General features: G+C 51.3%; 12 protein-coding genes, 1 tRNA gene and 1 riboswitch. Of the genes, 9 read left to right on the top strand and 4 right to left on the bottom strand.

What is annotated here, in order from left to right; genetic code table 11:
• Positions 1–23: 23 nt before the first annotated feature.
• From lpxA to murJ, 3 genes are all read left to right on the top strand, one after another.
• Positions 24–800, top strand: a complete 777-nt coding sequence (gene lpxA, locus ACTHUF_RS05305; protein ID WP_315093292.1) for an acyl-ACP--UDP-N-acetylglucosamine O-acyltransferase — start codon at positions 24–26, stop codon at positions 798–800.
• Between the two features lie 159 nt (positions 801–959).
• The gene (lpxB, locus tag ACTHUF_RS05300) at positions 960–2,135 is read left to right on the top strand and encodes a lipid-A-disaccharide synthase (protein ID WP_440407297.1); all 1,176 of its coding nucleotides are present in this window, start codon (positions 960–962) and stop codon (positions 2,133–2,135) included.
• Positions 2,136–2,144: 9 nt separating this feature from the next.
• Positions 2,145–3,683 (top strand): murein biosynthesis integral membrane protein MurJ, encoded by a 1,539-nt coding sequence (gene murJ / locus ACTHUF_RS05295; protein WP_036492272.1) that lies wholly within the window; start codon positions 2,145–2,147, stop codon positions 3,681–3,683.
• Positions 3,684–3,764: 81 nt separating this feature from the next.
• Here murJ and ACTHUF_RS05290 read toward each other — a convergent pair whose 3' ends face one another.
• Positions 3,765–4,178, bottom strand: a complete 414-nt coding sequence (locus ACTHUF_RS05290) for a helix-turn-helix domain-containing protein (protein WP_254342660.1) — start codon at positions 4,176–4,178, stop codon at positions 3,765–3,767.
• A gap of 121 nt (positions 4,179–4,299) precedes the next feature.
• Between ACTHUF_RS05290 and ACTHUF_RS05285 the strand changes: the two genes are divergently transcribed.
• Genes ACTHUF_RS05285 through ACTHUF_RS05275 form a run of 3 tightly spaced genes read left to right on the top strand, consistent with a single transcriptional unit; the run spans position 4,300 to position 6,201 of the window.
• Positions 4,300–5,091: a M15 family metallopeptidase gene (locus ACTHUF_RS05285; protein WP_315093298.1), complete on the top strand. Its 792-nt coding sequence runs from the start codon at positions 4,300–4,302 to the stop codon at positions 5,089–5,091.
• Positions 5,092–5,101: 10 nt separating this feature from the next.
• Positions 5,102–5,479, top strand: a complete 378-nt coding sequence (locus ACTHUF_RS05280) for a hypothetical protein (protein WP_101755719.1) — start codon at positions 5,102–5,104, stop codon at positions 5,477–5,479.
• Positions 5,479–6,201, top strand: a complete 723-nt coding sequence (locus ACTHUF_RS05275; protein ID WP_254342664.1) for a hypothetical protein — start codon at positions 5,479–5,481, stop codon at positions 6,199–6,201. Before ACTHUF_RS05280 ends, ACTHUF_RS05275 begins: the two co-directional genes overlap by 1 nt.
• 64 nt (positions 6,202–6,265) lie before the next feature.
• On the opposite strand, the gene thiC is transcribed toward ACTHUF_RS05275, so the two are convergent.
• Positions 6,266–8,155 (bottom strand): phosphomethylpyrimidine synthase ThiC, encoded by a 1,890-nt coding sequence (thiC, locus tag ACTHUF_RS05270; protein ID WP_440407296.1) that lies wholly within the window; start codon positions 8,153–8,155, stop codon positions 6,266–6,268.
• A gap of 93 nt (positions 8,156–8,248) precedes the next feature.
• Positions 8,249–8,348: riboswitch (TPP riboswitch) on the bottom strand.
• 109 nt (positions 8,349–8,457) lie between these two features.
• Between thiC and ACTHUF_RS05265 the strand changes: the two genes are divergently transcribed.
• Positions 8,458–8,534 (top strand) — tRNA-Met (locus tag ACTHUF_RS05265).
• A 163-nt stretch (positions 8,535–8,697) separates the two neighbouring features.
• Here the strand turns inward: ACTHUF_RS05265 and ACTHUF_RS05260 are convergent.
• Positions 8,698–9,843, bottom strand: coding sequence for an FUSC family protein (locus tag ACTHUF_RS05260; protein ID WP_440407295.1), 1,146 nt, complete (start codon positions 9,841–9,843; stop codon positions 8,698–8,700).
• Between the two features lie 154 nt (positions 9,844–9,997).
• Here ACTHUF_RS05260 and rnhB point away from each other — a divergent pair, with 154 nt between their 5' ends.
• The gene (gene rnhB / locus ACTHUF_RS05255; RefSeq protein WP_440407339.1) at positions 9,998–10,591 is read left to right on the top strand and encodes a ribonuclease HII; all 594 of its coding nucleotides are present in this window, start codon (positions 9,998–10,000) and stop codon (positions 10,589–10,591) included.
• Positions 10,592–10,647: 56 nt separating this feature from the next.
• Here rnhB and ACTHUF_RS05250 read toward each other — a convergent pair whose 3' ends face one another.
• Positions 10,648–11,652 (bottom strand): quinone-dependent dihydroorotate dehydrogenase, encoded by a 1,005-nt coding sequence (locus ACTHUF_RS05250; protein ID WP_049349287.1) that lies wholly within the window; start codon positions 11,650–11,652, stop codon positions 10,648–10,650.
• 248 nt (positions 11,653–11,900) lie between these two features.
• Here ACTHUF_RS05250 and ACTHUF_RS05245 point away from each other — a divergent pair, with 248 nt between their 5' ends.
• A complete protein-coding gene (locus ACTHUF_RS05245) occupies positions 11,901–13,910 on the top strand; it encodes an OPT family oligopeptide transporter (RefSeq protein ID WP_036492261.1) in 2,010 nt (669 codons plus the stop codon).
• Positions 13,911–14,047: the final 137 nt, after the last annotated feature.

The following is a 14,047-nucleotide window of genomic DNA, read 5'->3' as shown; positions in this document are numbered from 1 at the left end:
GTATCAGACAGCAAGGAAACAGCATGACCCTTATCCATCCGACCGCCGTCATCGACCCCAAAGCCGAACTCGACTCCAGTGTCAAAGTCGGCCCGTACAGCATCATCGGTCCCAATGTGCAAATCGGTGCGAATACCGAAATCGGCCCGCACGTCGTCATCAATGGCCATACGACCATCGGTGAAAACAACCGCATTTTCCAATTTGCCAGCCTCGGCGAAATTCCGCAGGACAAAAAATACCGCGACGAGCCGACCAAGCTGATTATCGGCAACGGCAACACCATCCGCGAATTTACGACGTTCAACCTTGGTACGGTTACCGGCATCGGCGAAACCCGTATCGGCGACAACAACTGGATTATGGCCTACTGCCACCTCGCCCATGACTGCGTGGTCGGCAACCATACCATCTTCGCCAACAACGCCTCACTCGCAGGCCACGTTACCATCGGCGACTACGTCGTTTTGGGCGGCTACACGCTGGTGTTCCAATTCTGCCAAATCGGCGATTACGCCATGACCGCGTTTGCCGCCGGCGTACACAAAGACGTACCGCCGTACTTCATGGCTGCAGGATACCGCGCCGAACCGGCCGGCCTTAACAGCGAAGGTATGCGCCGCAACGGTTTCACCGCCGAACAGATTGCCTCTGTCAAAGATGCGTATAAAACCATTTACCATCGCGGCATTCCGTTTGAAGAAGCCAAGGCAGAGATTCTGAAACGCGCCGAAACCCAAAGCGAATTGGCGGTATTTAAAGACTTTTTTGCACAATCCACACGCGGCATTATCCGTTGATGGATGGATTGAAGGCCGTCTGAAACCTTTTCAGACGGCCTTTGGATTGCAAAAATCCGCGTAGTAGGGCAGGTTTCCTGTCCGTTTGCCGCTGATGCCGTCTGAAAACGGGCGGGCAAATGACCGCCACAAAATCTTTTAGCGTTTAAACCTCAATACATGAATTCCAATCCTTCCCCCCTTATCGCCATCAGCGTCGGCGAAGCTTCCGGCGACTTGCTCGGCGCACACTTAATCCGTGCCATTAAGGCGCGCTGTCCGAATGCGCGGTTTACCGGCATCGGCGGCGAGCGCATGAAGGCGGAGGGTTTCGAGAGTTTGTACGATCAGGAAAAGCTGGCGGTACGCGGTTTTGTTGAGGTCATCAAACGCCTGCCGCAGATTTTAAAAATCCGCAAAGGGCTGGTAAACGATTTAATCCGCCTCAAGCCGGATGTGTTTATCGGCATCGATGCGCCGGACTTTAATCTCGGCGTGGCGGAAAAACTCAAGCAGGCAGGCATTCATACCATTCATTACGTCAGCCCGTCGGTTTGGGCGTGGCGGCGCGAACGGGTCAATAAAATCGTGCATCAGGTCAACCGCGTGTTGTGCCTGTTTCCGATGGAGCCACAGCTTTATATCGATGCTGGCGGCAAGGCTGAGTTTGTCGGCCATCCGATGGCGCAAACCATGCCCGTGGAAGCGGATAGGGCGGCGGCACGGCAGAAGCTGGGCGTGCCTGCGGACGTGCCCGTGTTTGCCATCTTGCCCGGCAGCCGCGTGAGCGAAATCGATTACATGGCGGCAGTGTTTTTTCAGACGGCCTTATTGCTGCTGAAACGTTATCCGCAGGCACAGTTTTTGCTGCCTGTGGCGACGGTCGCAACGCGCAAACGCATTACCGAAATTTTGGCGCAGCCTGAGTTCGCCACCCTTCCCATCACGTTGACCGACAAGCAGTCGGATACGGTTTGCACCGCTGCTGATGTGGTATTGGTCACCAGCGGTACGGCGACTTTGGAAGTGGCCTTGTGTAAACGGCCTATGGTCATCAGCTACAAGATTTCGCCGCTGACTTATGCGTATGTGAAAAACAAAATCAAAGTGCCGCATGTCGGTTTGCCTAATATTTTGTTGGGTAAAGCCGCTGTTCCCGAGCTGCTGCAACACGATGCCGTCCCTGAAAAACTGGCGCAGGCCGTGGCAGACTGGTATGACCACCCTGAAGCCGTGGCTGCGTTGGAACAGGATTTCCACGCCTTGCATCTGCTGTTGAAAAAAGATACGGTGGCATTGGCGGCGGCGGCAGTATTGGAAGAAGCCGGATTTTCAGACGGCCTGAAAGACAAGTAAGGAAAATACATGAATTTATTGGGAGCTTTGGCCAAGGTTGGTAGCCTGACAATGGTGTCGCGCATTTTAGGTTTTGTGCGCGATACGATTATCGCCCGTGCGTTTGGTGCAGGCATGGCGACGGATGCGTTTTTTGTCGCGTTCAAACTGCCCAACCTGTTGCGGCGCGTGTTTGCAGAGGGCGCATTTGCCCAAGCCTTCGTGCCGATTTTGGCGGAATACAAAGAAACCCGCTCTCCTGAAGCCACGCAGGCGTTTGTGCGTCATGTAGCCGGTATGTTGTCGTTTGTGTTGGTCATCGTTACCGCGCTGGGCATCCTCGCTGCGCCGTGGGTGATTTATGTTTCCGCGCCCGGTTTTGCCAAAGACGCCGATAAGTTCCAGCTCTCCATCGACCTGCTGCGGGTAACGTTTCCTTATATTTTATTGATTTCACTATCCTCTTTTGTCGGTTCGATACTCAATTCCTATCATAAATTCGGCATTCCCGCCTTTACGCCGACATTTTTAAACATCTCCTTTATCGTCTTTTCCCTGTTTTTCATACCGTATTTTGATCCGCCTGTTATGGCGTTGGCGTGGGCGGTGTTTGTCGGCGGCGTGTTGCAGCTGGTGTTCCAACTGCCTTGGTTGGCGAAACTGGGCTTCTTGAAAATGCCCAAACTCAGCTTTAAAGACGCAGCGGTCAACCGCGTAATGAAACAGATGGGGCCGGCTATTTTGGGCGTGAGCGTGGCGCAGATTTCCTTGGTCATCAACACCATTTTTGCCTCGTTTTTGCAGTCCGGCAGCGTGTCGTGGATGTATTATGCCGACCGACTGATGGAATTGCCGACCGGCGTTTTGGGCGTGGCACTCGGTACGATTTTGCTGCCTACCTTGTCCAAACACGCAGCCAGTCAGGATACTGAGCAGTTTTCCGGCCTACTTGACTGGGGTTTGCGCCTGTGCATGCTGCTGACCCTGCCTGCCGCCGTCGGCCTTGCCGTGTTGTCTTTCCCTCTGGTTACGACCTTGTTCATGTACCGTGAATTTACGTTGCACGATGCGCAAATGACCCAATATGCGCTGATTGCCTATTCCTTCGGCTTGATCGGTCTGATTATGATTAAAGTGTTGGCTCCCGGTTTCTACGCCCGCCAAAACATCAAAACCCCCGTTAAAGTCGCTATTTTTACGCTGATTTGCACGCAGTTGATGAACCTCGCCTTTATTTCGCCGCTCAAACACGTCGGCCTGTCCCTCGCTATCGGTTTGGGCGCGTGTCTGAATGCAGGTTTGCTGTTTTTCCTTTTGCGCAAACACGGCATCTACCGCCCCGGCAAAGGTTGGGCTGCGTTTTTGGTCAAAATGGCCATCTCTTTGGTCGTCATGGGCGGCGGTTTGTGGCTGGCACAATCTTATCTGCCGTTTGAATGGGTGCACGTCGGCGGCTTTAAAAAAGCAGGACAACTCTGCGTCCTGATTGCCTTGGGCGGCGGCCTCTACTTCGTTTCCCTCGCCGCGCTCGGCTTCCGTCCGCACCATTTCCGCAGGGTAGAAAAATAAGCAGCCAGAGGGCGTATTGCTTTGGCTTAAAGGCTATTCGCTAAAAAGGCCGTCTGAAACATTTTCAGACGGCCTTTTGTTTTATTTCGAACGCAGATTTTCAATCAATTCTTTCAGTAATAGATTTTCATCCATTTTTTGCTGTAGCAGTTGATCTTTGTGCAACATTAATTCTTGTTGATATTTAATAGTCAGCTTTAATTTTTCAATTTCTGCAGTTAACTCTTGTGAAGGTGTTGCATAGAAAGAAATATCACTGTTGTTGTCGCCTTCATTAATTTGGCATACAAAACCTTTATTTTCGGATTGAAGCAAATCGAGTAAGTCAATATGAAAAATTTCAGCAATTTGCTCCAGGCGTGGTAAGTTCAATCTAGTTTCACCGCGTTCAATTTTTGCATAACCGTTGGTGGAAAGATTTAATTTATCCGCAACCTCTTCCTGTGACCATTGGTTCATTTCTCGCATTAACCGGATTTTTTCATATGTCTTCATAGTTACCACTTTTGATTAATTTCAACCCAAACTTCAGTAGGATTTTATCACTTTTGGTTGCTGGCTTACCAGCAGTTGGTTACATAAAATTATGCCATTATAAATAGATACCTTATGCATAATGATGGGTTGGAGAACTTTTATTTCCTCTGTGTTTTTCTTAACTATTACCATGCAAAGCCATGCTCGGGAAATTGTGCAACAAGCCGCTGCTCAATGTTTTCAGGCTGCCTATCCGCAAACTGTCAAAGCTACCGGCGCAACAGTTTCGGTTAACGGACAAACATTTGTATTGGCAAAATCGAAATATTCAGATTATTTTAAAAAATTGAATAGCGCAGGTTTATTAGATCAACTGGAACAGATTTATCCTTTGGATTTTTCAACTCCTAAAGCTAATGAAGATGCAGGGCGTTTGCGTGATGATGCTTTCTTTGCTGAAATGTATGGCGAAAATGAGGCAGAGGTAAGAAAAAATTTGGTCCCTATCTATTGGGCTCCGTCAGGAAGAACAGTTATGTTTAACAAAGTAAACGGAGCAGCTGAAAAACTGGAGACAGTTGGTAGAGAGTTGGCGGCTGATTTTAACTTAAAAAGTTATGCTGCCAAAACCGCAGGGACATTTAACTATCGCTTCATTAGTGGAACTAAGCGGCGTAGTGCCCATGCTTTCGGTATTGCCATTGACTTCTCATTGCCTAAAGGCCTAGGTACATATTGGCAGTGGTCAGGCTGTAAAGAGGGTAAAGCCTGTACCTATCCACAAGCTCTGCGCCAAGATGCTATCTTAAAGAGAATGGTTGCAGTCTTTGAAAAGCATGGCTTCATTTGGGGAGGGAAATGGTATCACTATGATTCCGTGCATTTTGAATATAGGCCGGAATTATTAATCAAACAATGTCGTTCACTTTAAAGGAAAACTTATGAAAAAATGGTTAATTTTAGGAAGTATTTTATTATCAACACAAGCTTTCTCATCAGATTATCTATGTTCTTATCGTGCGCGGATATCTCAGAACGATAAATTTAACAGCAGCGGTAATTATATCGCCACGCAATACAGTAAAGATGTTGTTGCTGCTATCATCCGCCAAGAACGTGCCAATTTCCACAAATTTGGTGTGCGAGATAACGAAGATGAAGGCGATTGCGTATTTGCGTCAGCCGAAAATCGTTCGCGCTTAGAACGTTGGTTAGCTTCGGGTAGTATTGGACAGGCTACTATCCGTCGCATTGTTGATGGCAATCCCGTAATTTACGTTGATATTTACCGTAATCGTGTCAGTGTGAGCACCCGTTGATGATTAAAGGTTTGTTATATATCAGTACAGTAGGTCTGTTCTTGCTATCAGGCTGTGGCTCTAAAAATAAAATTGCTTGTAGTGATGAGAATGGACTACTTGTCTTGAAAAATGTAGTTACCGAAGCTACAGAAAAGCAGTTACGTTCAGAGAATAGTAACTTAACTTTGTCTTCAATCCGTGCAACAATTGCAAAAATCGGAATGTCTTTTGAAGATATCCGCACATCTAAAAATGATCCTAACAGCAATAAAGTTTTTTGTGAAAGTAAGCTCACGCTTAGCATACCTACTGACCTTCTTAGCGATATACAGGTTGCATTAGAGGAAAGTGGACAGAACGATAACATAGAAAAATTTCTGACGAGCTTTAATTATAAGAAATCAGCAACCGCTGCCAATAAATATCAAATTGATCTTGTTTATAATCTTCAGCCGACCGATGATGGGAAACAGATTTATTCTGAAATAGAAGATAGTACCAATGCTGTTGCTGGTATTAGTTCAATGTTGAATTATGCTTTGTCAAAAAACATAATTATCAACCAGAATTTAGAAGAAAAACGTGCTAAGGAAGAAATTGAGAATCAGGAGGCGGCTTACCATAGGTCAGAATGGCAACAACAGTCCTTCGATGAGATGAATCCTGTACAATTACCTGAGACTAACGTATCCAGTCCTGATGAAATAAGGCCTACAGATGAAATGAGCGTAGTGCAATAAGAAAACAACTCCCCAAAAAAGGCCGTCTGAAACATTTTCAGACGGCCTTTTCTTGTTTTATGTTTTAACTGTAAAGCTTCGCTCCTTTTTTGACGAACTCAATCGCTTTTTCTTCCATGCCTTGCTGCTGGGCTTTTTGCTTGTCGGCGTAGTCGCGTACTTCCTGCGTGATTTTCATCGAGCAGAATTTGGGGCCGCACATTGAGCAGAAGTGGGCGATTTTCGCGCCTTCGGCGGGCAGGGTTTCGTCGTGGAAGCTTTCGGCGCGTTCGGGGTCTAGGCTGAGGCGGAATTGGTCGCGCCAGCGGAACTCGAAACGCGCCTTGCTCAGGGCGTTGTCGCGCAACTGCGCGCCCGGCCAGCCTTTGGCGAGGTCGGCGGCGTGGGCGGCGAGTTTGTAGGTGATGATGCCGGTGCGCACATCTTCTTTGTCGGGTAGGCCGAGATGCTCTTTCGGAGTAACGTAGCAGAGCATGGCTGTGCCGTACCAGCCGATATTGGTCGCGCCTATGCCCGAGGTGATGTGGTCGTAGCCGGGGGCGATGTCGGTAACGAGCGGGCCGAGGGTGTAGAAAGGCGCTTCAAAGCAGTGTTGCAACTCTTCGGTCATGTTTTCTTTGACGCGTTGCAACGGCACATGGCCGGGGCCTTCGATCATGACTTGGACGTCGTGTTCCCACGCTTTGGCGGTCAATTCGCCCAAGGTGTGCAATTCGGCGAATTGGGATTCGTCGTTGGCATCGGCAATGCAGCCGGGGCGCAGGCCGTCGCCGAGGCTGAACGATACGTCGTAGGCTTTCATGATTTCGCAGATTTCGTCGAAATGCGTGTAGAGGAAGTTTTCCCGATGGTGGGCGAGACACCATTTCGCCATGATGGAGCCGCCGCGCGATACGATGCCGGTGAGGCGGTCGGCCGTCATCGGTACATAACGCAGCAACACGCCTGCGTGTAGGGTGAAATAGTCCACGCCTTGTTCTGCCTGCTCGATTAAGGTGTCGCGCACCAAATCCCAAGTCAAATCTTCGGCGATGCCGCCGGTTTTTTCCAAAGCCTGGTAAATAGGCACCGTCCCGATGGGGACGGGCGCGTTGCGGATAATCCATTCGCGCGTTTCGTGGATGTGCGCGCCTGTGGATAAGTCCATAATCGTATCCGCGCCCCAACGCAGCGACCATACCATTTTTTCGACTTCTTCGGTCAGGCTTGAGGTTACGGCGGAGTTGCCCAAGTTGCCGTTGATTTTGACACGGAAGTTGCGGCCGATAATCATCGGTTCGAGTTCGGGGTGGTTGATGTTGGCAGGGATAATCGCGCGTCCGGCGGCGATTTCTTGGCGCACAAATTCGGGCGTGATTTGGTCGGGGTGGGTCGGGATATTCGCGCCGAAACTTTGCCCTGCGTGTTGTTTCAAGAGTTTGGCGTATTCAGGCCGTCTGAAAAGCTCGTCCAACTTCATGCGTTCGCGTATGGCGACAAACTCCATTTCGGGTGTGATGATGCCTTGTCGGGCGTAGTGAAGCTGGGTTACGTTTCGGCCTGCTTTGGCGCGGCGCGGGCGGGTGATTTGGTTGAAGCGCAGATGGGCGGTCTTCGGATCGTGTGCGCGTTCGGTGCCGTATTCGCTGGAGAGCTTGGGCAGGATTTCGGTGTCGCCGCGTTCGTCCAGCCATGCAGTGCGGACGTGCGGCAAACCCTGTTTCAAGTCGATGTGTGCCGCCGGATCGCCGTATGCGCCGCTGGTGTCGTACACCGGAATCGGCGGATTGGCTTCCGTACCTTGCGCCGTGTAGGTGTCGTCCTGACGGATTTCGCGCAAAGGCACGCGGATGTCGGCGCGGCTGCCCGGGATATAGACGCGGTCGGAGTTGGGATATTGGAAGCGGATGCCGATGTCTTTGCTCAAGTCGGAAAGACGGCGCGCCTCATCGCCGGTTTTTTTAGCGGTAGTCATAAAAATTGCTCCTGTTTCTCGGTTATGAAATGGAAACAGGAGCATTGCTTTTTTTCAGACGGCCTTGCGGATATCTTCAATCGACCGTCTAAAATCACATTTGCCGAAACTCCCCACGCAGGTATTATCCTGTTCGGGTGTAAAGGGTATTTCTCAGCCGCTCGGTTTGAAAGCAGCACCCCTGTTTCTTTATTAACGAAAATTAAACCACGCGGCCGGTTTTTTGTAAAGCAACGTTTGGATATTTTCTGTCAAAAACGCTTGACAGCAATTCCGCCTTTCTGTATAGTTACAACTTCTGACGCGGGATGGAGCAGCATGGTAGCTCGTCGGGCTCATAACCCGAAGGTCGTAGGTTCGAATCCTGCTCCCGCAACCAAATATAAAAATCCCCTGCAATCGCAGGGGATTTTGCTTTATGCGGCATGTGTTGCGAATTGCGGATGAATTGATGGAAAGGCCGTCTGAACCATTGGGTTTCAGACGGCCTTTTACTTACTGTTTTGCGGCGGGGTTTGGGTAAAAATACGACAGGCCTTTTTTCAGACGGCCTCTTCCGATTTGGGCTTATTGTCGTTGCGCAGGTGTTCTTTCAGGCGTTGTAACTCTTTTTTGTCCAACCATTTATTGCGCGAACGTTGCAACAGAATCACCAATGCGGCGATTTCGTTACGCATATTGGTGCTGAGCCAGAGGAAGCCTTGCCAGTCGTAATGCAGGCGGGCGGCCGGTTTGCTTAGTTCGGCATTGAGCGAAGTATCGATGCGGATGCGGCGGGCGTAGTGGCCTTTGATGAGGCGGACGGTCAGGCGCAGTTCGCGTTGGAGTTGGTTGAAGTGGCGGTCGAGCAGGCGGATTTCGCTTTCGTTGAGCGTGGGTGCGCGCAGTTTGGCGGCTGTGGTCAGGAGCAGCTCGGTGGTGGTAACGATTTTGCGGTGGGCATGCTGCATGGCTTCCATCATATTGTTGCTGATGTGGCTTTCGCCGGATGTGGCGGCCAGATGGCTGCGGCTTTTGACCATGCGGGCGTTGATTTGGCGCATTTTAATCATGTTTTGTTCCAAACGCTCGCGCGTCATGCGCTTGCCGTTGCTGATTTCGGCAATCATTTTGGCGCAGTCGGTGAGGTTGTCGGCAAGCATGAAGCGCCACATGAGCGTGGAGCGCAGGGGCAGGAGTTTGGCGGCGGCAATGGCGATGACGGCACCAATCAAAACGTTCATGGCACGCATCAGGCCGCTGTCGAGCCAGTGGTGGCTGCTGTCGCCGATGAGCATGCACATGGTCAAGCCGGCAAGCATGGCGACATAGCCGTTTTTGCCGACCGCAGACCAACCGGCCACTGCGCTGGCGGCACCGATAATCAGATAGAAGAAAATGCCGTCTTGCAAATAATGCTGGTTCAACCATAAAACGGCCAAACCGACGCCCAAACCGATGGCCGTGCCGAGCATGCGTTCGACCGCTTTGGAGTAAATCGCGCCTTGGAATTGCAGCATGCCGAGGACGACAAAGACGGTCATGCCGATCCACTCGCCGTGTTGCAGGTGAAAGATTTTGGCCAACAGGGTGGAGAACACGATCGCCAAGCCGAGGCGGAAGGCGTGGATATGGCGGCGATAGCGGTAGCGTTCGTAGGCGTTGAGCCAGCGTTCGGAAAAATGGAGGCGTTCGGATTGGGCAGGCATGTTGTAAGACGTATGGGTATGTGGGGATGTAAATTATAACTGATTGGTAAAGCAGATGAAATTTGAACTGCTCCCCAACGGTTTGTCCTATTGCAGATTTTATCTGCCGCAAGCGGATATAATGGCGGCTTTGAATCAGACAGGCGGTGAAGAAATGGCGACGGTTTTAAGCGCAGGCGTGGACGAGGCGGGACGCGGCCCTTTGGTCGGCAGCGTATTTGCGGCGGCAGTGATTTTGCCGGAACATTTTGATTTGCCGGGTTTGACCGACTCAAAAAAGCTGAGCGAAAAAAAGCGCGATATATTGGCGCAGCTGATTAAGGAACAGGCGGTTGCGTGGAGCATTGCCTTTGCCGATCCAGACGAAATCCTGCAACTGAACATCCTGCACGCAACCATGGCCGCAATGAAGCGAGCGGTCGAGGGGTTGTCGGTCGCTCCCGACAAAGTGTGGATAGACGGCAACCGCGTGCCGAAAGATTTGAATGTCCCTGCCGAAACCGTGGTCAAAGGCGACAGCAAAATTATTGAAATCTCCGCCGCTTCGGTTTTGGCCAAAACCGCGCGTGATGCGGAAATGTATGAATTGGCGAAACGCTATCCGCAATACGGGTTTGACCGCCACAAAGGCTACGGCACGGCGCAACATTTGGCCGCGTTGAAACAATACGGCGTATTGCCGGAACACCGCCGCGATTTCGCACCGGTCAAAACCTTATTGGCACAAGGCAATCTGTTTGAAGAATGAAAGCATAGCAAAAGGCCGTCTGAAAGATTTCAGACGGCCTTATTTTTGGAAAAGTATTATTTCAACGCAGCCAAACACTCTTTAATCAACTCAGGGCCGCGATAAATCAAACCGCTGTACACCTGCACCGCACTGGCGCCCAAGCGGATTTTTTCTGCCGCGTCCGCGCCGTTCATAATGCCGCCGACGCCGATAATCGGCAGCTTGCCGTCAATGCGTTCTGCCAAAAGTTTCAACACCTGATTGCTTTTCTCGCGTACAGGCAAGCCGCTCAAGCCGCCCTGTTCGCCTGCGAGCGGATGGCTGCCCAAGCTTGATTTGTCGATGGTCGTGTTGGTGGCGATGATGCCGTCCATTTCCACGGATTTGACCACATGGGCGATGTCGTCGATTTGCGCCTCGTCCAAATCCGGCGCGATTTTAACCGCCAGCGGTACATATTTGCCATGCGCGGCCGCCAGTTGCGCCTGTTTGTTTTTCAAGGCTTCCAACAATGCGCTCAACTCGTCGCCGCCCTGCAAGGCGCGCAGGTTTTTCGTATTGGGAGAGGAAATATTGACCGTGATGTAGCTCGCGTGGGCGTAGGCTTTTTCCAGGCAAATCAGATAATCGTCGGCCGCGTTTTCAATCGGCGTAACGGCATTTTTTCCGATGTTGATGCCCAAAATGCCTTTAAAGCGGCTGTTTTCAATGTTACGGATCATCGCATCGATGCCGTGGTTATTGAAACCCATGCGGTTGATGATACCTTGGTGTTCGGGAACGCGGAAAAGGCGCGGCTGCGGATTGCCCGGCTGCGGCTTGGGCGTTACCGTGCCGATTTCGACAAAGCCGAAACCCAAAGCGGCAAACGCATCGATGCACTCGCCGTTTTTGTCCAAACCCGCTGCCAAGCCCACCGGATTGGGCAGCTGCAAACCCATCAGCTCGGTTGGCCGGGTGTGGCTGTCCACCTTGGGCAGCAGGCCGAGTTTTTCGGCGGTACGCAAACTGTTGAGCGTGAAATGATGGGCCTTTTCAGCATCGAAACGGAACAGGATGGGGCGGACGAGTGAATACATGGTGGCGGCTTTCTGAACGGTTGATGAATTTGGCGTTATTTTACCTGAAACCGTCAAACTGCCCCAAACGTCTGTATCGATATGATTTTATGGTTTGGCGGCAAATGAAAATAAATAGGGCTTTTGCGTGTATTCGGATAGTTCATTACAATGGCAATAAGACGGTTGTTTTTCAGACGGCCTTTGTGTGGCACAAGGCCGTCTGAAAAGTTTCCGGTTCGATTGTTTACCTGAAAAGGAATATTTTTATGAAACAGGCGGTTGATCCTTATGCGAGTTTCCGTGAGCTGACGTTGCGGGGGATGATACTCGGCGCGTTGATTACGGTGATTTTTACGGCATCCAATGTGTATTTGGGCTTGAAGGTGGGCTTGACTTTTGCGTCTTCGATTCCGGCTGCGGTGATTTCGATGGCGGTTTTGAAGTTTTTTAAAGGCAGCAATATTCTGGAAAATAATATGGTGCAGACTCAGGCTTCGGCCGCGGGTACGCTCTCCAGTATTATTTTTATCTTGCCGGGTTTGCTGATGGCCGGTTATTGGGCGGGCTTTCCGTTTTGGCAGACAACGCTGCTGTGTATGTCCGGCGGTATTTTGGGCGTGATTTTCACTGTGCCTTTGCGTTATGCGATGGTGGTGAAGAGCGATTTGCCTTATCCGGAAGGCGTGGCGGCGGCCGAGATTTTGAAGGTCGGCGACCATGATGCGGACAAACAGGAAGGCGGCAGCGGTATCAAGGAGTTGATGTCGGGCGGCGCTCTGGCCGGTTTGATGAGCTTCTGCGCAAGCGGTTTGCGCGTGGTGGCGGACAGCGCGAGCTTTTGGTTTAAAGGCGGCGCGTCGGTGTTTCAAGTGCCGATGGGCTTTTCGCTGGCTTTGCTGGGCGCGGGTTATTTGGTCGGCCTGACCGGCGGTATCGCGATTTTGCTGGGTATTTCGATTGCCTGGGGTGTGGCCGTGCCGTATCTGTCGGCGCATATTCCGCAACCTGCCGATGTGGAGATGATTCCTTTTGCGATGTCTTTGTGGAAGGAAAAAGTCCGTTTTATCGGCGCAGGTACGATCGGTATCGCGGCTATTTGGACGCTGTTGACTTTGATGAAACCGATGGTCGAGGGCATGCGCCTGTCTTTCCGCAATTTCGGCGGCGCGCAGATGACCGAGCGCACGGAACAGGATTTGTCGCCTAAGGCGATGATTGCCTGGGTGTTGGCGATGATGCTGGTGTTGGGCGTGTCTTTCTTCCACTTTATCGGCGACTCGCATATTTCCGGCGGTTTGGCTTGGCTGTTGGTGGTTGTATGTACGCTGCTGGCTTCGATTATCGGCTTTTTGGTGGCCGCGGCTTGCGGTTATATGGCCGGTTTGGTCGGTTCGTCTTCCAGCCCGATTTCGGGTGTGGGCATCGTCTCTATCGTTATTATTTCGCTGGTGTTGCTGTTGGTCGGCGAATCCGGCGGCTTGATGGCGGACGAGGCAAACCGCAAATTCCTGCTGGCGTTAACGCTGTTTTGCGGCGCGTCTGTGATTTGTGTGGCTTCGATTTCCAATGACAACCTGCAGGATTTGAAAACGGGTTATCTGGTAAAGGCAACGCCTTGGAAACAGCAGGTTGCGTTGATTGTCGGCTGCGTTGTCGGTGCATTGGTGATTTCGCCTGTGTTGGAGCTTTTGTATGAAGCCTACGGCTTTACCGGCGCGATGCCGCGTGAAGGTATGGATGCGGCCCAAGCCCTTGCCGCGCCTCAGGCAACTTTGATGACCACCATCGCCCAAGGTATTTTCTCGCACAATTTGCAATGGGATTATATTTTCACCGGCGTGGGCATCGGCGTGGCGTTGATCGCGGTCGATTTCACATTGCGCAAATCTTCCGGCGGCAAGCGCGCTTTGCCGGTATTGGCCGTGGGCATGGGCATTTACCTGCCGCCGTCTGTGAATATGCCGATTGTAATCGGCGCGGTATTGGCGGCGGTGTTGAAATCCGTCATTGCCCGCCGTCAAGAAAACCGTGAAGGCCGTCTGAAAAATGCGGAACGTATCGGTACGCTGTTTTCCGCCGGTTTGATTGTCGGCGAGAGCCTGATCGGTGTGATTATGGCGTTTATCATCGCCTTCTCCGTAACCAACGGCGGTTCGGATGCACCTTTGGCCCTGAACCTGGAAAACTGGGATACGGCCGCCAAATGGCTGGGCTTGGCGTTTTTTGTTTTCGGTATGTTCGTGTTTGCACGCCGCGTGTTGAAAGCAGGACGTTAAGTTTGTAGGTTGAGAAAAGGCCGTCTGAAACCCAAAACATTGGGGTTTCAGACGGCCTTTTCAGTGGAAATTTGTTTGGAATGATTTTAGGAAGTTTGGGTATAATTATCGCGGGGCTAGGTAGTGAAACAGCCCCA

The organism is Neisseria sp. P0024.S006, assembly GCF_051956595.1.
Classification (GTDB): domain Bacteria; phylum Pseudomonadota; class Gammaproteobacteria; order Burkholderiales; family Neisseriaceae; genus Neisseria.
The sequence above is the reverse complement of the archived record's forward strand: the minus strand, read 5'-3'. Positions and strand labels throughout refer to the sequence as shown.